Genomic DNA, 22526 nt, shown 5'->3' on the forward strand with positions numbered 1-22526 from the left:
GTTTACGCTTTTTTCTCTTCACAACTTGCTAGGTATTCGTCAAACGTACCTTGGAAGTCGATTACTTTTTTATCTTTAATATCAATGATACGCGTAGCTAATGACGATACAAACTCACGGTCATGGCTTACAAAAATAAGCGTACCTTCAAAGTCTTTTAATGCATTGTTAAGCGCTTCAATGGCTTCCATATCCATGTGGTTAGTTGGTTCGTCCATTACAAGCACATTAACGTCTTGCATCATTAACTTACCAAATAACAGGCGGTTTTTTTCACCACCAGAACAGTTACGTGCTTTCTTGTTTGAATCGTCTGCTGTAAACAACAAACGGCCTAACATGCCACGAACCATTAAATCGTTGTGCTTAGCTGTACGCCATTGCGACATCCAATCAAACAACGTTAAATCGTTTTCAAAATCTTTAGTGCTGTCTTGCGGGCAATAACCAAAGGTCGCATTTTCAGACCATTTAATTTCGCCTTCATTACTTTTAAGCTCATCTACTAAACAGCGTAAAAATGTAGTTTTACCCACACCATTTTCGCCAATTACAGCAAGCTTAGCGCCAGCTTCTAATAGTAAATCACCACCAGTAAATAACATTTCGCCATCAAAACCATGGCCAAGCTTATTAACTTCAAGCGCCTGACGATACATTTTTTTACCTTCGTCAAACGAAAGTGATGGGCTCATACGGCTTGAAGATTTAACTTCATCAAGCTTAATTTTATCCATTTTTTTAGCACGCGAACTCGCTTGCTTAGCTTTTGAAGCGTTAGCACCAAAACGGTTAACAAAGTCTTGTAGCTCGTCAATCTCAGCGCTCTTTTTAGCATTTTCAGCTAAAAGTTGCTCGCGTTGTAGGCCCGCAGCATCTAAAAACTTCTCGTAGTTACCAGGGTAAATACGCAGCTCGCCGTAATCAATGTCGGCCATGTGTGTACATACCGAGTTTAAAAAGTGACGGTCATGCGAAATAATAATCATCGTACATTTACGTTTGTTAAGCTCGTTAGCAAGCCACGTAATTGTATGAATATCCAAGTTATTGGTAGGCTCATCCAGTAGCAAAATGTCAGGATTTGCAAATAACGCTTGTGCTAAAAGCACACGTAGTTTCCAACCTGGAGCAACGTTTGCCATTAACCCGTAATGAAATTCTTTATCGATACCCGCTTCAAGCAAAATTTCTTCAGCGCGGCTTTCTGCCGTGTAACCGTCCATTTCAGCAAATACGCTTTCAAGATCGGCTACTTTCATGCCGTCGTCTTCGCTCATTTCTGGTAACGAGTAAATACGTTCGCGCTCTTGCTTTACTTTCCAAAGCTCCACGTCGCCCATAATTACCGCGTCTACAACGCTGTATTGCTCAAAAGCAAACTGGTCTTGGCTTAGGTTACCTAATTTCAACCCTGGAGTAATAGATACATTACCCGCACTTGGAACAAGCGCACCGCTTAAAATTTTCATGAAAGTCGACTTGCCGCAGCCGTTAGCGCCAATTAAACCGTAACGGTTACCGTTACCAAATTTAGCTGAAATGTTTTCAAACAACGGCTCTGCGCCAAACTGCATCGTAATATTTGCGGTGGAGATCAAAAAGGGTAATCCTAGATTAGTACTGACAGGAGTACGCTGCAGCAAAACGCCACAAACAAGAACCAGACAATAGGGTAAATTAGCTGGCGAATTATACAGATCAGCCACAACGAATGAAAGATAAAAGGCAGCTAATTTATAACCAAGCGAAAATAACGACAATTCTCAATTTTAAGCCACTATTTTTAGCGTGAGCGGTGGTGCTTACTTACAGTGGGGAATGTAAATAAGCACTAACGCCAGGCAATATTAAAGAAGTGTTGCAGCCAAAGAGCTAAGTTATTGCCCATGCTTTAATGCACAGGTTGATAAATTAACTTTATAGCAGCCGCATTTTTAGTAATTAATTGATTAATGGTCGCCACGTCATCAAGTGTTAGCGACTCCTTGCTTAGCATAAAATGCACATTGTTAACGTTAATCGGTGTAATAGACTTTACCTGCGTAATTGAGGGGTGTTTTTTTACAAAGTACTGCGCAACCACAGAGTCTTCAATAACATAGTCGATTCGTTTTTTATCTAGCATGCTAAATCGATTATTTGCTTGAGCAGTAAGCACTACCTGTGTTGAATACTTAGTTTTTAGTTGTTCAAGCTCGTTACCAAAAAAGCTTCCTCGGTTAATACCTGCTGTAAAATCTTGACTAAAAAGATCAGCCAAGCTGGTTACATCAGCTGAGTCTTTATGCTTATAAAGGTGCATAACTTCTTCGCGGTATGGCAAACTAAAGTGCGCATATTGAGCACGTTTTTTTGTGTAACTTGCCGCGTAGGTTATATCTACTCGGCCATTTTTAAGCTCAGCTTGAACACGCGAAAAACTCGGGAAATAAGTCCATTTAATACAAAATTTTGAATCTTTAAAAATAGCGTTTACAGCATCCACTTCTGTGCCTAAAAATGTATCACCTTGCTTAACAAGGTAAGGCGGCCAATTAGTTTCGTTAGTGCCCATTACCAATGTTTTTGAACACGCAAGGGCATTAACGTGAGTAAATAGCAGTGTAGTAAATGTTAAAAATAAAGTTTTCATTACACTCCTAGTATTTAAACAGCGCTTTAAGTGCTGTTTTGTTTTTGTTTATATGCTCATTAATTACTGCAAGCTCAGTAACCGACACCGTTTTTTTGCTAAACATTAAATAAATATCGTCTTTATTTACATACTCAATGTTGGTTACTAATTTTATATTTGAGCCCTTTTGGCCAAAATAAGCACCCACTAACTCGTCTTCAATAGCAAAATCAATACGTTGTTTATTAAGCATTTCAAAGCGTTTACTGGTTGCACTGGTGTATTCAATCTGCTTTTTATATTTAGTTTTATATTGCTCAAACTCCTCACCGTAATAGCTTCCAAAGTTAGCGCCAACAATAAAGCCTTGTTTAAAAATGTCTTCGAGGTTTTTAACACTATGCTGATTATTTTTGTTTTCGTATAAACGCATAACCTCAGTTCGGTAGTTATCACTAAAGTGCACGTATTTAGCGCGCTCGTCTGTATAACTTGCAGCCCACCCTAAATCAATACGGCCGTATTTAAGCTCAATAAAAGCCCGCTTAGAATTTGGTAGCAACTTAACTTCAAAACAAAAAGGGGAGTCAGCAAATATAATGTTAAGTGCATCAACCTCCGAGCCTTGCAGCTTACCGTTAATGCCCATTACATAAGGCGGCCAAAAAGCATCGTGCGATGCCACGCTAAAGGTTCTTTCACAAGCAAATACATTAAATGGAGCCGTAAACAGCAAACATAAAAATACGGTAATTAATTTATTCATTACGCCTCATAGTTATTATTTTTGCTCATTATTACAACAGTATAAACCAGCTTTTGTATTTTAGCGGCACGGGTTTGTTTAAATTTGTAAATATTTCGTTAAAAATTAATTTAAGGATAAAGCAACCAAACTAGCGTTGTTGGTAACCTTATCTATGGGTACACTAATAATAAATTTATACATAGCAGGGCACGTTATGTCGTCAACTAAAATTCGCAACAATGTTATAAAAATCAGTGAATTAAGCACTAAACAACCAAACTACTATTTTATACAAGGTTATTTAATGGGGTTAGGTGCATTACCCCAAATGCTTCCCCCGAGCGAGTGGCAACCTGATTTATTTGGAGATATTAACCTTCAAAAAGAGATCGAGCTAAAATACCTCGAAAGCTTAATGGCTCTGTATAACCAAAGCATGGATAAAGTAATTCAAAACGAATTAAAAATGCCAGCAAAATGCAGCCTAGCCAAGCAAGACTACCGAGATTCGCTAAAGCCGAATATGCCCCTACCAAGTTACTGTAAAGGGGTTTTACAGGCGCTTAAACACATAAATAAACGTGCACTTAATGCACTACAAAAACAGGCTGTTGATAGTCTAAGCGGCGTTTTAAAAGCGTTTACTAGCGAAAAAGCAGCGGCAAAAGTATTTGGTGAATTTGCCCAATATAACGCCCAAGAATATAAACGTAATTATGTGTATTTTATGGCCGACGCTATTTTTGAACTTCGATTTAGTAACGACCTAACTTTAAGTGATGAAGATGAGGCACAATTTAACAACAGCTTTTTAGACGAAGAATCAAATGAATTAGATGAGCTTGATGAACTACTTGAACTGGTACTTGCCGACACAGAACTAAAAGCACTTGAGCCAATGCTGATGCTTTTAGAAATGATGGAAGGGCACATAACAAAGCAATTTATTAAAGACAACACAGGGCACTTTTGGGGCTTGCACGAAACCCGCCCTTATATGATGCTTCGCGCGCATCGAGCAAAAGTACACGCACTGCATGGCTATACCCAAAAAGCGCAATCAGAACTCGAAGAGTTATTAACGCTAAACCCAAACGACAATCAAGCAAACCGCTTTTTATTAATGAATTGCCTAATAATTAATAAAGAATGGGACAAGTTAGACGCTCTATTGGTTAAGTCCGACAGTGAAGAGCTACACGCAACAGCAAGCCGTGCGCTAAGTGCTTTTGTAAAGCATGGTGATTCAAAACCAGCTAACGATTACAAAAAAATGCTCCAGCAGCAAAATAAACACTTTACCAAAATACTTACAGGGCAAGAAAAACTAAAAGAACAGCCGCCATATTACAGCCCAGGCAGTAAAGAAGAGGTAGGTGTTTATCTTGATTCGTTAGGTAAACAAGCGTGGATTTCGGTGCCTGCGAGCCTTTTTTGGCTAAGAAAAAAATAACAAAAAACGTTTAGCGTGGTTTATATCGCGCTATACATACCGCAGATTCAATTTTGTAGTGCATAACCGCTTTTTAAGTTTTTTTATTCAATAGTAGAAATCACGCTTGTTAAGCGTGCAGCATCAGTGTCGCTTATGTTCGCAAAGCGCTATACTTGAAATAATAAATTTCAAGCCCGTCAATAAACACACAACATTCAGAAGTCATCGTTAATAACCTGCGCTTTATTGGTTTTACATTGCCGCGCATTGTAGCCACCTACATCGGCGGCTAATTCATTAATTTCATCAAGGAGCGATCCTTGTAATTGCAGCACGACTAAAGCTTCAAATAAAATATCGCTTTTAACTGTCTCGCCTTGCTCAAGTTTTTGCACAGTAGAGCGCGACACACCAATCATTTTTGCAAAGGTGCTTTGCGTGTAATGCAAAGTGCGGTGCTGGCGTATTAAATCCCCTAATCGCTGCGCCATTTTTAAAGCTTGTTCCGATCTCATTAATGAGTGCCTACTCGGTCATTAAGGTGTTAATGATTATTTTAGCGGTATTTAGCTTGTTTGCAAATTATAGGTGATGATTTGAAAGTTATTGGTAATTTGTTTGTTGGTGTTTTAGATCAGAGATTTTTAATAAGAGGCGGCTTAATATCTCGGTACCAAGGATTGCAAGCGCCCTTGGAATCTGACAACACACTAGAGGAACACAGATAAGGTCGTGAGCTTTAGCTTTTTTAAATTAATGATTAAGTACTTTATGGTATTATTAAACGCTCAGATTAAGGATTAATTAAATGATATATCTTGATTCAGCGGCTTCGTACCCACTACTTCCAGAAGTTAAAACATCTTTAATAGATGCATTCGATAATTGTTATGCAAACTCAGCCTCAGGTCACATTTTAGGTGAAGCGGCTTTACAAAAAGTTGATACAGTAAGAGAAGAACTTGCTGATATGATCGGTGCATATCCAAGTGAAATTATTTTTACTAGCGGTGCTACTGAGTCTAATAATATAGCCTTCAAGAGCATATTACTTAATAGCGATCATCCAAAAGATAAAAATCATATTATTATTAGTGCTATTGAGCATAAATGCATTTTTGCTATTTGCGAGTATTTAAAAGGCGAAGGCTTTGAAGTGTCCATTGTTATGCCAAACAAAGAAGGAATTATTGAGCCTAAAAGCATAGTAAGCCTGATCAAATCATCTACAGCACTTGTTTCTGTAATGCATGTCAATAATGAATTAGGAACGATTAATCCCATTTTCGAGATTGGTGAAATATGTTTTGAGCACAATATTCTTTTTCATAGTGATGCAGCGCAAAGCTTCGGGAAAACTGAGATTGATGTAGATGATCTGAATGTTGATATTATGTCGTTTTCAGCTCATAAAATCGGTGGCCCAAAAGGTATTGGAGCTGTCTATATTCGAGACTTGCGCAAACGCTCTCTAACGCCTGTAATTCATGGTGCAGGGCAAGAGCAAGGAGTTAGAGGTGGAACAGTAGCAGCGCCGCTAATAGTCGGTTTTGGAACGGCAATAAATACATTTCCACACAGTTATCTAAGCTTTGTTGATAAAGGGATACGTAACTATTTGTTAACGCAGCTTACTATTGCTGAAATCCCTTTTTCTATAAACGGTAATGAAAAAGCTTTACCGCATATAGTTTCTTTAACTTTACCTAAAACAAATGTAGGTATTTTGATACGAGACAATGAAGAGCTCTTTTGTTTAGCTCAGGGCTCCGCTTGTTCTTCTAAAGAAATTGAAGCGTCACATGTTTTAACTGCATTAGGTTTGAGTCGTGAGGAAGCTGAATTTACTTTTCGCATAAGTTTTACGAACGAAGTCACAACCGCAGATATTAATCTATTGGTCTCAGCTATAAAAAAAGCGGCTATTTAGCCGCTTCCTTATTATTTATAGCATGTTACACAGGCTCCACCGCCTTCTGCTTCATCATAAATATCATCTAATTCATTGAATTCACATACACCGTCAAAGTCGCCTAACAGTGCATTGCGACGCTTTTTCTTGTTAAAGCGAGCAACTTTCTTCTCGTGATTTTCAATAATTCTTTTTTGTACTGCTGGGTCTTCTAATGTTTCTAATGGCTGGCCTTGGCCCATCCAATAAAAGCGTTCACCTACAGTAGTATTGTTGTCATCGCCTTTTTCAAAAGCTTTGGCTTCTTCAAATAAATCGGGGTGCTTTTCCATAAGCTTAACCCATTCAATTTTTCTTTGATAAAAACAAAATGTACAACCAGAGCGAGAGCGCCATTTATAATATTCAGGCAGTTCTAAACCATTGCGCTGTAATATATTTTCAATATCACTTCTTACTATGCCGTGTTCTCTAAATGGGAAGACAGATTCAATTGGCTTTTCAATTGTCATATAACCTACGCGTTCAGGTTCATCTGCTCTTATGCCAACATAGTTTTTTATTTTGTAACCATCTTTAATAAAGCTATCTAACCACTGTTCAAAAGGTTTTAGCTTCATTTGAACAGTACACCACCGATCTCTTTGAGAAGGTAAGTAATTACCATGCTCTTTTAAAAGGTGAGCAAAGTCTTTTTCACCACGGCCTTCAATATTATTTAAAGAACGCGCATTTAATCGATGAATATAACCAAGCTTTTCTTCAAGTTGATCAATAAACTCATTTGTTTCAGGTAACTCATAACCCGTATCGGTAAAAAAGTACTCTACGTCTAGCTCAGGATAAGTCTCTTTAACAAATAGAGCTAAAGCGCTACTGTCTTTACCACCAGAAAGGCCTAAAACATGTTTAACTTTCTGTGTCATTTGGCACCTCTATTTGTGTTTGATCCATCAAATTAGTTAATAAGTTGGTAAGTGCCGCCAGTTGCTTTTCTTTTGGCATTTCGGCAATAGCTCGTTGAATATTATCTACCGCAGCTTGTACATCACCATCGGCCACTAAATCATGCTTCGTGAAACTACTAAACTCTTGATGGTTACCATCGTCATCTGTAGTTATAAAAGCAATGGGTTTCGATGAGCCTTTAGCCTGAAAATTGCTAAAAGATTCAATACGTCTAAATTGCACGCATAAATTTTGTAGTTCATCTAGTCCAGTACGCAAAAGCTTGTCTGTCCATTTAGGCTCAGGCACACCCGTTAATATATTAATTACAAACTCAAATTTAGATTTACCATCAATGAATTGTGACAAGCGGTTTGCTAAATCTTTTACTTTAGGGCGTTTAGCTTCTTTTTCAACTATGTCGCAGCGGGCTTTTAAAACACTATTAAAATCTTCGCCTAGCATATTAATAATAATCTGCTTAAAGCCGTTGAGTAGCATTTCGTGCTGTGCGCTTAAATCTTCTATCGCAGTTTTAAGGTACGCACCTAGCTTCTCCTCAACTTCAGGGTCATCTTGTTTGAAGCCAAAAACAGCGGGTAAATCATCCAACACTAATTTATATGGATCATTTGCGGCGATCACTTTATTTCTAAAGTCTCTAGCTTGCTTAGTTAACCCACTTTCATTTGAGCTAGTAAAGCTTTCGCCGCTTGTTTTTTTTACCCATGTAGGTAGTTTATGAACAATACCTACAATATGCTTAGCAATATTTAAAATGGCATCATCTTTTTTGGCTTCACCTAAAGTTGCTTTAGCAAGGTTATCCAGTAAATGGCTTTGGATTTCTGATATTTTAAAATACCTAACGCCAGCTTCAATCGGGTGTTTATATATTTTATTAACTAATTCTTCATCAAGTTCAGGTATAAAAACAAACTGCTTTGTCGAATCCCAGTCATAAAAAGCTACTTGCCCTTCAAGTGCCTTCAATAATGCTAAACCATATATACGGCACAAGCCTGCGGTTAAACCGAATGGTGGTAACATCCACATTTCATAAAGCTCGGCCATTGTTACATGTTTTGTCGCTGAGTTATTTTTTATGAACTCAAAACCACTTTCAAATAATTCATGCATTTTGGGATTAGCACTTATAGACTCTTTACTCCACTCACTCGGGAATAAGTAACCCTCAGGCGTTTCGCAGTGCCAACCTTTACTCTTCAAACAAGATAGGTAAAGACCCTTTTCTGGAGGGAATGATTTATCATCAAACCCAAGATCTTTTTTATCGCCGTTCTCAAACATTGCATTCATTAATTTTCGTATTGCACTGTTTGCACTGCCCGAAGGTTTAGATCGGTTAACTAACTCGTTTATTACCGGAGGCGACTTACTAAATATGACCTCCGCAATATCAGACGCTATTTTTGTTACAGGAAGTAATGCTAATTTCTTGCCTAAGTATGACCAGCGAGCATTTTTATAAGCATTTTGTAGTTCAGTCTCTACATTTGATTGCGCAAACTTTATTCGGCTCTCAAGCTCATTCTTAGCAATTAGATCATGAGCAATTTTTTTCTCATCTTTTAATATTTTGCGAAGGGCTATCAACTCAATTGCAGCGGTTTTTAAATTGCTAAAATCATTAAAAGTACCAATTACAACAAATGGCATTGTTTTAGCATTTTCTTTAAGTGTTTTGGCAACATCAGGATTTGTTGGTAGAACAAAAGATAAAAATGCTTCACCTGTTTTAGGTTTTGTGACAAACGACTCAAATACTTGAGCATCAAACTTATTTAAAAGTTTAGTTGTTGCCCAGCGCATGGTACCTGTTTTATGGTAATGCGCTGTCGCTAAAATATTCTGTGGTGTCGCACATGCTTCAGTCCAATCAATACCTTCACTAACAACCTCAACCTGTTCACTAATAAGGTTATTAATATCTATATCGCTGCCCTGAAACACAAACAAAGCGTCATGTTTCTGGCGATAAATAATAACAGTACTAGCTTCTAATTCCGCAATCGCATCATCAACATCTTCAATTTTATAGCCACGACATACAAAATACTCTTTTATAAAGTTTCGTTTTGCATGTAACTGATGATGAAAACCAAAAATAGTTAATAGCGCAATTAGCTTAGTAATAGCTATATGGAGCACGCCACCTTTTTGCTCTGCTCTATATATTGCATCAGAGCCTTCGAGCCACGCTTTACTATCTTGAGAGGTAACAATTAAATGGTGTAAATTATGGTAAAGGTAATCCCAGTACATTTCTGGGCGATACAAAGCTAGCTCTTCATTAAGCTCACTGTAGCTATTATTTAAAAACTCTCTAAAACCATGTTTTTCATGTGAGGCTAAAAAACCAAATAAGCTACGCTCGTTCTGAGAAAAACGACGACGAGAAACAGGGCCAAGCAATAAACTAACAATAGGATCTAATGGTAATGTTTTACTAAGTGCATTGACGTTTTTATTTTGATTAGCAAAAGCACCGCTTACAGTATTAACTAAATTGGCATACTTTGATTCAATAGCATCAGCTATTTTCGGTGCTCTATAAATAGAGTCACCAACGAGAGTTAAAGATTCATCAATTGATGGGTTAAAGCTCAAATCACGGTAGCGACCTTGTACTTTGCTCCATTCTTTTTGAGTTTTAACATCTTTATTTTTAGCATAATCCGAAAAAGCTTGATGTAAAAAACCCATAAGCAGCACAGGGCGTTTTGCTTGTTGTACAATATCGGCTAAAGATTGAAATAAATGTAGGTCTTTGTTCTCACGGGATTGGTAATCTAAAGCTTTACCCATTTCATCAAGTAAAATTAAAACACCGTCTTCATTTTTACTGGGTTTCTGTAATAATTTTTTTATTTCAGCTAAGCATTTATCATCATCAAAATCAGCTATTTCTGTTTTATCAAAGTCTTCATCAAACGCATTAAGTAAGCTAATTAAAATACTGTTCGCTGGCGCTTCTAAACCACATACATGCTTAACTGTTTGCCAGCCATTTTTTAATGCAAAGCGTTTATCAAAATCAGTAATAATATTTTGAGCACTATTCAGCTTTTGCAATGCATAAGTACGTTGCTCAACATCTATAGAAAGTAAGCATGATAAAAATAAGGCCACGGTTGACTTACCAGACCCATAAGGCCCAGTAATAGTAAAAGCGCGTTGAGTGCTATTTTCAAATTCACGACTAATAGTATCAAGTACATTAATGGCTGTACCATGCAATACAAATTCATCAATAAACGGAGAAAAATCAGTACTCTCAGTATCAATTCGTGTCGAACTTTTGTAGCGTTGATTTATTGTAATTAAAGTATCTGACATATTATTTACCGTAGTACATATCTAAGTGTTTGATAGCATTGCCTTTTATATCATCTGATATACTTACCTGTCTCAATCCTAGTGAATCAACCCAAGTTACGTGCTTATCAGTAAATTCTTGAGCTTCGTCTAACTTTTGACCTAAGCCCGACTCTGAAAGCCTAAAAATCCTTCCCGGAGAGCAAGGTTTTGTCAGAAGCGAGTCAAAATCGATAGTGCCAACATTTGAATCTTGAGTTTCGTTATTAAAAAATTTAAGTAACGCAAAAATAAATATCTCAACAGGTAATTCAGGGCGCTCAGACAGATTACTTATATAGAATCCGCCCCCGTTATCTTGCAATAAGTTCAACTCAGAAAGAGGCGAAGTAAAGTGATCTTCATCAACTTTAGTTACTTTTTTAGCAGTACTATTTTTTTGTTTTTTACTGTAAGTATTTAAAAAGCAGTCCACATCTTTTTTTAGAGTACTAGGATTACCAACTTCTGTTTTAACTAATCGTTTTGCATCGTCATAGCAATCATCGGTAAGTTTACTTTTTTCAAAATATTGAACATTAGAATAATTAAAAAAGTAACGATAAGCTGTGAGGCTTTCATTATTAAAATTTAACCAGAAGTGCAGTAACCAAATAGAACCAGGCAGTTCTAAAAAAGGATCTTGTCCTTTTTTATCTAAGGCGCCAAACAAGTATTTACCACTATCAGTCACATAATGACCATATTCACTTTGAGGACTTCTTTTTATTACGTTGCTTGATTCAGCCCAATACTGAATCGCCTTTACCATATTTTTACCAACACCTAATTCAACAACAGAATTGCGAATACTGTCTTCGCTAGACGAAAAATTGCTTTTATTATTCAAGTGATTAATAGCTTTGAATAGCCATCCGTAGCGTAAAGGGAAGGTGTCATGCCCTGTAAATTTCGCTTTCATGCTAATTTTGTAACCTTTAATTGGAGAGAATGTCCAAGAGCAATATTAACTTTATTTTTGTAGCAGCGAAAGAACTTTATCTCAGAATGTGTATTTATGTACAGTAGTTATTAGTTATGATTATAACACCTTGTTAGGTACATACTTTTGTTGTAGTCTCTGGAAATATGAATGCAAACTTAATTGTGTGAAGTTAATAAATGCTTTTAATTTTAAATCTTAAGGAGAAGATGTGTTTCAAAAGTGTCTAAACTGTTTTAGTGTTAATGCTTTAAAGTTTCTCGCAGGTCAAGATTCATTGTCATTCTTTGAGAATACTTTGAACATAGACAAGTCATACTATGATGAAAATAATCAGCAAAAGTTATTAGTTCAAGCAATAATAAACTCAAATCCAGCGCGGTTACTTTTAGCTAAAACAAGCCGTGAGTATTTTATTGATAGATTGAGTAAAGAAGACCTTAATGAAATAATTTTTAAAATAAACGGCTCTTATGTAAACGAAATTAATCCTGAACACTACGTAAATGTAAAAAATTTCTGCAACTCACAGCTCGGGCTAGTTACATTTTTAAATTCTTTAGGGTTAAACTTTATAGATTCCAGCAATAAAGTCGAAGAATATAAAGCGTTCCGCACTGTAAAGCCTGAGTATGGGTTATATCCTTATCAAATAGAGATATCTGATAAGGTATTTAATTCGATAGAGTTTGGGAATAATAATAAAGCGATAATTCACCTACCTACTGGCGCTGGTAAAACCCGAACAGCTATGCACATAGCATGTCGTCATTTAATGACAAAAAAAGATGCAATGGTACTTTGGTTAGCTAATTCTGAAATTTTATGTGAACAAGCATCTGAAGAATTCAGTAAAGCTTGGCAAAAGTTGGGTAATAGAGAAATTATCCAAGGTCGTTATTATGGTTCTAATAACTTTTCACTGGAAAGTATCAAAAGCGGCTTTGTTGTAGGGGGATTACAAAAGTTAGTTTCTTATTACAACTCAATGACACCACACCAAACCGCCGCATTTGATAAAAAAATAACATTAGTTATTTTTGATGAGGCTCATCGAGCATTAGCTTCGACTTATAAAGACGTTTTAGAGCGGTTTTTGGAGTTTTCTCCACAAGCTAAGTTAGTTGGTTTAACGGCTACGCCTGGGCGTGTTTATAAAGACGATAAACCTGAATTAGATCCAGAAAATAAAGCTCTTGCTGAGCTTTTTGGTAATAATAAAATTACTATGGATGTTGCGCCTTATCAACCAATGGAGTTTTTGATAAAAGAGAATTATCTAGCTGATCCTAAGTTTATTGAACTAAATTATGACGATATAGATATTTATAAAAATACAGGTGCTGTAAGTCATTTCACTGAGAGTGAGTTGTTAAAAAAACTTAGCAGTTCAAACAATCGTAATTCTATTATTCTTAAAACAGCAGTTCATGAAGTAAAAAGCAATCAGTCAAAATTGATTATTTTTGCTTGTGATATTGAGCATGCAAGAAACTTAGCCTTTTCTTTATGTTGCATGGGCGTTAAAGCTGCATCTGTTGATAGTAAAAGCACTACTTCTGAAGAAAAAACTCAAATTATCGATAATTATAAGAATGGTGATTTAGATGTTTTAGTGAATTGCGAAATGCTTACTACGGGCTTTGATGCTCCAGAAACAAATGTTGCAATTATAGCTCGACCCACTAACTCCTTAGTTTTATATCTACAAATGATAGGCCGCGCATTACGCGGTAATCCCTCTTTAACTCCTAAAACGGCACGTATTTATACAGTGCTAGATGAAATATCAGAGTTTAATAATGTTAATTTAGCTTTTAAGCATTGGAATGAAATGTGGACAGAGCTTGAAAATGAAAAACTTTAAAGGATTATAGAATGTCTTTAGTAAACCCTAAACAATATATTATTTCCGCGCGCTCTAACGGCTATAAAGATACCGCTTACGCGATTGCTGAGTTAGCAGATAACTCAATTCAGGCGGGAGCAGATAAAGTTGAAATCTTAATTTTTGAAAATCAAAAAAGAACTATTGAAGAGATTGCTATTGTCGATAATGGGGCTGGGATGTCACAGAGCTTATTAGCTTCAGCTTTGGGTTTTGGCGAGTCTGGCCGTGAGAAAGATAAAGATGGCAACTTATTAAATGACGATACTAAAGGAATGGGTAAGTTTGGTATGGGTTTACCTAATGCATCTGTTTCTCAATGTAAAAGAATTCAAGTATGGAGTTGGAAAAATAAACATGAGGTTTATTATACATATTTAGATGTTCAGGAAATTATAGACGGTATTTATAGTGACTTACCTGAACCAACTCTAGTCGAAATGCCCGAGAAATACTTAGATTCGATGTTTGACGGAGACATGCCTGAGTCAGGTACCTTTGTTTTATGGTCAAATCTAGATAAATTAAAGTGGAAGCGCTCTTCAACATTATTTGCTAAATCACAATATGAAATAGGTAGAATGTACCGTAGGTTTATCTCTAAAGGTCAGTGTTCAGTTCAATTTAAAGTTTTTGATACTTTTGGTGGTTCTAAAATGCAGGCATTAGAACGCGAAACTAAAACAGGTTTTATTAAAGCAAATGACCCACTTTACTTGATTGCTGACTCTGCTCTACCAGAATTGCCGGGCCTACACATAGACGAGGAGCCTACATTTTTTGAAGAGCTTGAAAATTTTAAGTTTCAAGTCGAATTTCAAAAAGCAAGACATACGATATGCATACGTAGCTCAGTTGCAAGAGAAGAAATTATAAAGCGAATTTTACAAAGTAGCCCTGAAAATAAAGCTGGTAACACGATATATGGAAAAAACTGTGAGCGTAACTTTGGTCTTTCAGTGATGCGTGCTGATCGAGAAATTGAACTTATATCAAATGAGTTTTTTTTGAAAGATGATGCAACTAAAACACGGTTCATGGGAGTTGAAATTGATATTCCTCCTTCATTAGATGAAGTATTAGGCGTCACTAATAATAAGCAGCATGCTCATAATTTAAAAGAGTTAATTGCTGAAAAAATGGATATTGATGATGAGAGTGTTTTAGATAATGAGGGGGCAATAATAGAGTATCTCCGTAATAACAATGATGAAGAGCGCGCTGTTCTTTTTGAGATTTCAAGTAAATTAAAAAAAGCGATTAACAATGCAAGAAAAAGAGCACGTGCTTTAACTACTACAAGAACTAAAAGCGAGAGTGAAAATCTAACCGAGGATGATAAAGTTAGTCTCACTGTTAATAGTGTTATGAATAAGCGTGATGAGATAAGTCCAGGTAATACTCTTTCACAAAAACCTAACTACCAGGAATTAGAAAAGAAATTAGTAGATGATTTTGGATATAATGAAACAAATGCAAAATTAACTGCCAAGAAAATGGAAGATTTACAATCTAGAATAAGTGTTCAATATAGTAAAACTTCTAATCAATCTTTTTTCGAAGTAGAAAACCTTCAAGGTATTGCTGTACTTATTATTAATCCTGAGCACGAGCTATACACAAAATTCTTAAGCCAAATGTCAGATAAAGATAAAATGATATTTAAAGTGCTGCTAGGAGCTTGGGCAGTGATGGAAGACTCTACAACTAATGAAAATAAACGACGCCAACTGGAACGAGCACGTAATGACTGGGGTGAAGTTATTGAAGAGATGTTTGAAGAGTTAGACCTTTAATATGGGTAAGGCTAACAATATTAAAGTTGTTAGCCTTAGATAAGGCGTAGAATATGAAAACACTATTTGATCCCGTAAGCTATTTTTTAAAAAAAAGAACAAAAGATCCTATAGTTCGTAATGCTCTAGAACAGCAAGTCGCCGAAGTAGCTTTGCAGTTTCCAAAAGAGTTGAATACAAGTATCCAGATTGTAAAAAATAAATCACATGATGCTTTTGAGTTTAATTTTTTAAATAATCATTTGTATATAGATATAAATGGAAGTCACCCTTTTTATGAAAAAGTCTATTCAAAGTCATCAAAAGAACAAAAACAAATAATAGATTTTTTCATCATTAGTATGTGTCAAATGACATTTGAAACAACTAATGAGAAGGTACAAGAGCGAGATATAAAGTATGTTTCTCGATTGAGTGAGTTTCTTGAAGATAAATTGGCGAGTATAAATTTTGAGTAATTTATTTTCGGGTGATAAATTAAAAACTGATTTAGAAGTCGTTCTGCCTTCTTGTAAAAAATTAGTTGTTGCATCAGCTTTTATTTCTAAAGTTGGCTTTGATTGGATGGATAGTTTACTTACTGCCGACTGCTCGAATGTTTCACTTATTGGTAGGTTGATACCAAGTGACTTTTTAAGTGGGGCTAGTGATTTTGTCACTATAAAGCGAGCTGTTCAAAAAGGTTATCATGTAAAAGCGTTATTAAACTTACATGCGAAAATCTACCAAATAGATGATGATTTAATATTCAATGGTAGTGCTAACCTCACTGGTAAAGGGCTCGCTATTGTTGCTGAAAGTAACTACGAAGCATGCACTAGAGTTGAAGGCTGTACAGAGTCTAATCGTTTTATTAATAAACTAGTAAATGCAGCAGTACCTTTAGATATATTAACTCTTGAAAGAATGGACTTGTTTTTAGAGCAATACAGGCATCAAGAGGCGTCTTTTATTCCCTCTAGTTGGCCTGAAGAAATACTCCCCCAATCTTCTGATTTATTCGTATCTGACTTTCCTTTAACCCCACCCGGTATCAGTACTTATGAGTATGAGTTAAATCCCTCTTTACCATTTGCTCAGATAGAAGCTAATAAAGGTAATTCATTCGAGGCTGCTAAGTTGTTCAAACGAAGTAAAGCTTATCACTGGATAAAAAAACAAATTTTAGATAATAAAACGGATAGGAATTTAGGGTTTGGTCAAATATCAAGGCTGTTACATGATGAATTAGCTGATGATCCTGCACCTTATCGTCAAGAAATTAAGAGCCTACAGGCTAATTTATATTCTTATATCAAACAGTATGCTTACGATGAGATAGAAGTTTATATGCCAGGTAGAAAAAGTGAAGTTTTAAGAATTTTATAATTATAAATTAGTAAAGGAAAAATATGGCCAGCCAGTTAGATAAAGTTTTCACAGCTGATCCAAAAAGTGTATTCGAATTATTCCTATCAAAAGGAACAGTTGGATTTTATATACCAGCCTACCAGAGGGAGTATTCATGGGATGAAAACAATATAGCGAGATTATTTGAAGATATTTGCGGTGGGATATGTTCTTTATATGAGCATGAAGATGCTATTACTTTTATTGGTACTATCATTTCAATTTTGGATACAGACCACAAAACTATAAAACCATATATACATGGTGAGCTACCGTCAGAAGTTATGTCCGTTATTGATGGCCAGCAAAGGCTTACAACTCTCTCTTTACTTGCTACGTGTTATTATCAAAAGCTTGTCGCATTACAGTATGAAATAAGTTCAACTTCTATGGAGCTGAATTCTTGGATACAAAATACTGTAAATCCAATATTAAATCGTTTAAGACAAGTTTTGGAAATTGATCGTTTTTCTAGTGATGAAAAATATCGTTATTATCCTAAAGTAACTAGATCTTATGCGGACCAATGGTCAACAGACTCTGAGACAGCACAATATGATTCTCCAATTGCTAGTTATTTATTTAATTTCCTAACTTATATTCACTCAGATCTCCAACTTAAGCCGAGAGGAGTACTTAATTATGAAATACCAAAGCATATTCCTAAGGAGAATTTAGCTAAGCATGAAAGAGTGATTGATAATGTTAATTCATTAAGTAAAAAAATAGATTTGATAATAAATAAAGGAGGAGATGACACTTATCGCTTCCCAGCAATAGAAGATATTCTTTCTAATGATGAAATACAAATTCGTCTTTTAGATAAAATAGTACCAAAAACTATCCTAGCATCTGTTGAGAACATTACCGAGGGTGAAAAAAGTAAATTTCATAAAATCATTCGCTTATTTATTTTAGTTAATTTTTATCTAGACAGAGTAGCTGTTACAAGTGTAGTTGCTACCAACGAAACCTATGCATTTGATATGTTTGAGGCTTTAAATACTACAGGCGAGCCATTAACTGCATTTGAAACATTTAAGCCCAAAGTGATCGACTTAGTTGGAGTTAAAGCTTATGAAAATTCGCAAGAAAGAACTTATATTAATAATATTGATGAAACTTTAGATAAATATAAAAAAGCAGAAGACAAGCAGAATGCAACAACTAGGCTGCTTAAGCCATTTAGGCTAGCTTTAGAAGGTGATTCCCTATCTAAGCATCTATCAGACCAACGACGATTTCTAAACAAAGCTTTTGATAGTTTAGATAGTGTCGTGAGCAAACATAATTTTGTAAAAAGTATGTATGAAACATCTATTTTTTTAAAACAATGTTGGCCAGAAAAAAAGCAAGATTTTCCTAATTTAAAGTGTTTCAATGGGTTTGAAAGTAAAGAGTTAGAGCTATGTTTAGGGATGTTGCGAGATGCTAACCACAGTATTACTTTAGGAATTTTTGTAAGATATTTTTCCGAATATAATTCCTCAAATAAGACTGAGGAAGATTTTAATAAATTTGTCAGCATTGTTCAGGCTGTAACTGCATTTTTTGTTCTATGGAGATCTACAAGGCACGGTACTGATGGTATTGATAATGCTTATAGAGACTTAATGAAAAATGGTCATACGCAGGATGGCACTTTGATATGTAAACCTATATGTTTTTCGATGAATAAAGATATTGTTGATTTACCAAGTGTAAAAGATTTACAACAAGCTTTATATCTCAAACTCAATGATAAATTTAAAGGGCCTATTAGCCGAGATACTTATATTTCTAGAGCAAAAAATATTCAAACGTTTAAAAACAATAAAGCTTTAACACGTTTTATGCTTCTTATTGCGAGTGATGATGTTGTGTGTTCAAGTCAATATAATGGACTTGTTGAAAAAGGCGTTTCAGGTTCGGCTCCTAATTTTAACTCAGAAAAATGGGAATATTTTAAAACAATAGAGCATATATATCCTCAGTCAAAGCCGAAAGGTTGGTCTGATTGCTTATCTGAGATTAGTAGTGAACATGTTATTGGTAACCTATTACTACTTCCTCAGTATATAAATAGCTCATTAGGGAACAGAACATGGGAAGAGAAAAAGTTAATTTTGAGACTTCTGTGTTGTAAAACTGAGGATAAAAGGAATGAACTAATTGATTTAGCAAAAACTAAGTCTATAGAGTTATCTTTTTCTACAGGATCTATTGCTATAGGCTCTAAGTATATGTCGCATGTGGAAGCTGTCTCTCAAGTTGATGATTGGACTAACGACTTTGTAAGCAAAAGATCTGAGAATATTTATGGTTTAGTTTGGGATAATATAATTCAGTGGCTAAAGTAATTAATTAGTTTCTAAGCTAACTAGTTTATATTTATTGATTTTTACATTTTTTTTATGCAAAAAGACTTCAAGTTGAAGCCTAGATATATTCAGATCACCTGCTTTTGCTAACTCTTTATAAAGGCGTTTATTAAACGCCTTTTGTTTTTTATAATCTTTAAACGTATCATCAATATAGTCAATTTTATTAAGAAGTAGTGGGCGCTTTTCCTCAAGAATGTAATCAAAAAAATCAACGTCCTGATCTGCCATCTTGATTTTAACTCGTTCTCTAAGTTGTGGAAGAGGTGAATCATAAAACCCTTCATAACCGAGCAGTGTCACTTTACCTGAATGTATGTGAATTTTAATAAGCTGGATATCATCAAGCTCACCGTACATTTGCAGTGCTGCGCCTATATAAACGCGAAGTATTAAAGGTAGCAGGGTTATAAAATCCTTATGAAGCGTTAGAGAGTGTGGTAGCCTATTTTCAAAGTCGACTTTACTCGCGGGTAATATTTTCTCTGCTTCTAGGCACAGTGATTCAATTAATGCACTGTCTGCTATTTGAAAAAGCAGTTCAGTGGCCTGGTGCTGCGCTATTTTGTAAGTGTCGAAGAATGCTTTTATGTCACGCTTTAAGTCTTCTGGCTGTTGTGCGTAAGGTTTACGCTTTTCAAACATAGCAAGTGCAAAGTAAAGCAGTAAATCTTCTTTACGCATTGTTTCTGCTGTTTTTAGTTCGTCTTCTTCAAACCACTTTAATACGAGTTGCAGCGCTTTTTTATTAGAGCCGATTACCTCTTTTACTTTCTCACTTTGCGCAAATTCATTGTTAGCTGGGCAGCGGCCAAGCGTTAAGCATGTGAGCCAAAACGATTCAAAAAGTTGCTGGTGCTGAGTAAATAAAATTCTCGCTTGTTCTTCATTAACAGGTTCTGGCGCTGTTAGGTGCTGCCATTTATAAGCGCGTTTATGGCGATTTTGTAAAAAGTGTTGTTCGAGCTGCTTATCTTTAAATATGTAATAAATACCAGGAGCAACAGCAATGGCGTTTTCGTCAACGCTCATTTCTATAAATGCTTTAAGCTCTGCTTGCGTGTAGTATTTTTGAAAGGTGTTACGACTCGTAATTACGCCATCTTTGTATGGTTGAAACTGGCTTATTAGCGTTTCGTTGCCTAACATTGCCGACACAACAAGTAACTTTTTTGAAAGCTCCCATGCACCAATTAATGCTTCTATTCGCTCATCTCTGTCTTCTATTACATTAATTACAAAACCAATATTAACAATGTCAGAAATAACTTTATCAGTATCCGGGCGGTAGTTTAAATCCCAACCTAATGCATCTATTCCATGGGCTTCGAGTTCGCGCAAGTCGTCGCCTCTGCCGCACCCGTAATCAAATATTGAATAGTCGCCGCTCAAAAAGCCATTTTTAGCGAGTGTTTTTAGAGGAGCCGAAAGTTCATGTCGTACAATGGCCGTTAAATGTCGATCTATTGTTTTATCGTCATTAGGGCTTTGTACGGCGGAGCTTCGAAATAAACGACCATCAACTAGCTCATATCCTTTTTTAGTAATTAAACGTTCCCATGAGCCTTTAAAACCGATCATACGCGTGTTTTCGTATAATCCTGCTTGTTCACCTTCAGCAGTTAGGTCACAAAATAATTGGTAATACTTACTAGCTGGCGAAACCATGGTTTCTTTTCGGTGCAAAATAGGTGGATTTTCGCTGTTATTGTATTTAGTTATTCTATGACTAAGTTTTGCTAGATCTACAGTTACGCTTTGTTTAAGCGCAGGGTATGAATCTTCATAAAAGGTTGGGTAGCTTAACAGTGATAGCCTAAAGTCACTTTTAAACAGCTTGATTAAGTCGAAATCGGATTCATCAACCTTTAAAGCTTGCGCAACAACTTTAATAAATTTAACTAAATCGACAGGTGCATCAGCAAATGCATCTTTATGGAAATAAATTGCATCAGGTAGCTTTTTTGCTATTTTTACTTTTTTTACAAGCTGCTTAAATTGCTCTGCGTTCATAGTTTAATAATTTGCTAAATGTAGTGCCTGCACTTTACAGGGGCTTAATGTATCCAAACTATATAGTTCATCTTGTTGATTTACAATGCAAGGACACTCAGCAATATAAAAGTTGATACCATTTTCTGTTTTTATACTTCTTAAGTAAACGGGAACTATAGGCATAGATGAAGGAAGTTTTTGCAATAAGCTTAAACTAGGGTAAAGCAATTTGTGTTTTGCTAGTGAATCAAACTTATCGCCATGTTTTGCTTCTATCACAAATAAGTGTTCTTTACCGTCTCGCTTAGCAACAAAGACAGCATCGATTTCAACTTGGCCATTTATATGCTCAAGGGCAACGTCTTCGTTAGTGAGTGGCTTAAAGTTAAACGTGAATGTACTTTGCCCCGTTGCTGGCACTACTATAGTTTTGTCATCTTTTAAGTTAAGTGCTTCAGCCATTAGACCGGATGCTATAGCTAGATTAACAACGGAGGTTTCAGTGACTTTAGGCAGGAGCTGAAATGCAAATAAGCTTCTTATTGATACGTTTGGTAAGAATAGCTCTGGTTGCAATTGGCCAAACAGAGCTTGGTCATTAAAAAAGAAATCGTTTACATCATTTGATTTTACAAGTGAAAAATAAGTTTGATTATCGCCTAAGCGAGAGCCAAGCCTAAGTACCATCGTATTACAATCTCGTAAAGTTTTTGGCAGCTTTTTTATCGAATCTATAGATATTGATGCTGCTGTGTTTGCCTTTAAATTATTGGTACTTACATATTTTTGAAAGCTTTGAGGAAAAGAAACTTTTTGTTCTTTGGCTTGCATTTTTTGTAGTAAATCGTGAAATATCACTTATTCATCCTTGATTTCAAAATAATAAAAGTACGCACGTCCGCGTTTTTCAAACTTAAGCTCGCCACGTTCCCGACGATGCATTAACTCACAGTCTGATATTTTTAAGAGCTTCATCGTTTCTTTGCTTGAAAACCACTCTCCTTGTTGTTTTTGGTTAGCCATTTAAGTTACTCAAATTATGTATAAATTTAATATACCTAACTCTAAGTACATCGACAAATTTAGCTTAAACGCGACAGTTAATACATCCCCCGTG

Annotated in this window: 17 protein-coding genes; 7 read left to right on the forward strand and 10 right to left on the reverse strand. The window is 35.7% G+C overall.

What is annotated here, in order from left to right:
• Window positions 1–2 precede the first annotated feature (2 nt).
• From I6F40_RS05660 to I6F40_RS05670, 3 genes are all read right to left on the reverse strand, one after another.
• On the reverse strand, window positions 3–1601 hold the full coding sequence (locus tag I6F40_RS05660; protein ID WP_197119044.1) for an ABC-F family ATPase: 1599 nt from the start codon (window positions 1599–1601) through the stop codon (window positions 3–5).
• 293 nt (window positions 1602–1894) lie between these two features.
• Window positions 1895–2635, reverse strand: coding sequence for a substrate-binding periplasmic protein (locus tag I6F40_RS05665; RefSeq protein ID WP_197177100.1), 741 nt, complete (start codon window positions 2633–2635; stop codon window positions 1895–1897).
• Window positions 2636–2642: 7 nt separating this feature from the next.
• Window positions 2643–3383, reverse strand: a complete 741-nt coding sequence (locus I6F40_RS05670; RefSeq protein WP_165741129.1) for a substrate-binding periplasmic protein — start codon at window positions 3381–3383, stop codon at window positions 2643–2645.
• Window positions 3384–3579: 196 nt separating this feature from the next.
• Here I6F40_RS05670 and I6F40_RS05675 point away from each other — a divergent pair, with 196 nt between their 5' ends.
• Window positions 3580–4818, forward strand: coding sequence for a UPF0149 family protein (locus I6F40_RS05675; RefSeq protein ID WP_197192615.1), 1239 nt, complete (start codon window positions 3580–3582; stop codon window positions 4816–4818).
• A gap of 197 nt (window positions 4819–5015) precedes the next feature.
• Here I6F40_RS05675 and I6F40_RS05680 read toward each other — a convergent pair whose 3' ends face one another.
• Window positions 5016–5315, reverse strand: coding sequence for a helix-turn-helix transcriptional regulator (locus tag I6F40_RS05680; protein WP_197192616.1), 300 nt, complete (start codon window positions 5313–5315; stop codon window positions 5016–5018).
• Between the two features lie 293 nt (window positions 5316–5608).
• Here I6F40_RS05680 and I6F40_RS05685 point away from each other — a divergent pair, with 293 nt between their 5' ends.
• Window positions 5609–6730 carry a cysteine desulfurase family protein gene (locus tag I6F40_RS05685; protein ID WP_197192617.1) on the forward strand — a complete coding sequence of 374 codons (1122 nt, stop codon included), beginning with the start codon at window positions 5609–5611 and terminating at the stop codon, window positions 6728–6730.
• Window positions 6731–6741: 11 nt separating this feature from the next.
• Here I6F40_RS05685 and I6F40_RS05690 read toward each other — a convergent pair whose 3' ends face one another.
• The 3 genes from I6F40_RS05690 to I6F40_RS05700 are packed head-to-tail and all read right to left on the reverse strand — an operon-like array spanning window position 6742 to window position 11960.
• On the reverse strand, window positions 6742–7638 hold the full coding sequence (locus I6F40_RS05690) for a phosphoadenosine phosphosulfate reductase family protein (RefSeq protein WP_182692613.1): 897 nt from the start codon (window positions 7636–7638) through the stop codon (window positions 6742–6744).
• Window positions 7622–11020: a hypothetical protein gene (locus I6F40_RS05695; protein ID WP_197192618.1), complete on the reverse strand. Its 3399-nt coding sequence runs from the start codon at window positions 11018–11020 to the stop codon at window positions 7622–7624. The genes I6F40_RS05690 and I6F40_RS05695 overlap by 17 nt, the downstream gene beginning before the upstream one ends.
• 1 nt (window position 11021) lies before the next feature.
• Window positions 11022–11960, reverse strand: a complete 939-nt coding sequence (locus tag I6F40_RS05700) for a DUF4007 family protein (protein ID WP_197192619.1) — start codon at window positions 11958–11960, stop codon at window positions 11022–11024.
• A 232-nt stretch (window positions 11961–12192) separates the two neighbouring features.
• Here I6F40_RS05700 and I6F40_RS05705 point away from each other — a divergent pair, with 232 nt between their 5' ends.
• From I6F40_RS05705 to I6F40_RS05725, 5 genes are read left to right on the forward strand one after another with little or no spacing between them, the layout of a single operon-like run.
• Complete coding sequence (locus I6F40_RS05705) at window positions 12193–13848, forward strand: DEAD/DEAH box helicase (protein ID WP_197192620.1); 1656 nt, start codon at window positions 12193–12195, stop codon at window positions 13846–13848.
• Between the two features lie 11 nt (window positions 13849–13859).
• Window positions 13860–15665 carry an ATP-binding protein gene (locus tag I6F40_RS05710; protein ID WP_197192621.1) on the forward strand — a complete coding sequence of 602 codons (1806 nt, stop codon included), beginning with the start codon at window positions 13860–13862 and terminating at the stop codon, window positions 15663–15665.
• A 53-nt stretch (window positions 15666–15718) separates the two neighbouring features.
• A complete protein-coding gene (locus I6F40_RS05715; RefSeq protein ID WP_197192622.1) occupies window positions 15719–16123 on the forward strand; it encodes a hypothetical protein in 405 nt (134 codons plus the stop codon).
• Window positions 16116–17033, forward strand: coding sequence for a phospholipase D-like domain-containing protein (locus tag I6F40_RS05720; RefSeq protein ID WP_197192623.1), 918 nt, complete (start codon window positions 16116–16118; stop codon window positions 17031–17033). The genes I6F40_RS05715 and I6F40_RS05720 overlap by 8 nt, the downstream gene beginning before the upstream one ends.
• Before the next feature lie 23 nt (window positions 17034–17056).
• Window positions 17057–19393, forward strand: a complete 2337-nt coding sequence (locus tag I6F40_RS05725; protein ID WP_197192624.1) for a DUF262 domain-containing HNH endonuclease family protein — start codon at window positions 17057–17059, stop codon at window positions 19391–19393.
• On the opposite strand, the gene I6F40_RS05730 is transcribed toward I6F40_RS05725, so the two are convergent.
• The 3 genes from I6F40_RS05730 to I6F40_RS05740 are packed head-to-tail and all read right to left on the reverse strand — an operon-like array spanning window position 19394 to window position 22432.
• A complete protein-coding gene (locus I6F40_RS05730; RefSeq protein ID WP_197192625.1) occupies window positions 19394–21427 on the reverse strand; it encodes a DNA phosphorothioation-associated putative methyltransferase in 2034 nt (677 codons plus the stop codon).
• Between the two features lie 3 nt (window positions 21428–21430).
• Window positions 21431–22267 (reverse strand): DUF6997 domain-containing protein, encoded by an 837-nt coding sequence (locus I6F40_RS05735; RefSeq protein ID WP_197192626.1) that lies wholly within the window; start codon window positions 22265–22267, stop codon window positions 21431–21433.
• Window positions 22268–22432 (reverse strand): hypothetical protein, encoded by a 165-nt coding sequence (locus I6F40_RS05740; RefSeq protein WP_197192627.1) that lies wholly within the window; start codon window positions 22430–22432, stop codon window positions 22268–22270. It lies immediately after the preceding gene.
• Window positions 22433–22526: the final 94 nt, after the last annotated feature.

Origin of the sequence: Pseudoalteromonas sp. SWXJ133, from assembly GCF_015864365.1 — a bacterium.
Lineage (GTDB): Bacteria > Pseudomonadota > Gammaproteobacteria > Enterobacterales > Alteromonadaceae > Pseudoalteromonas > Pseudoalteromonas arctica.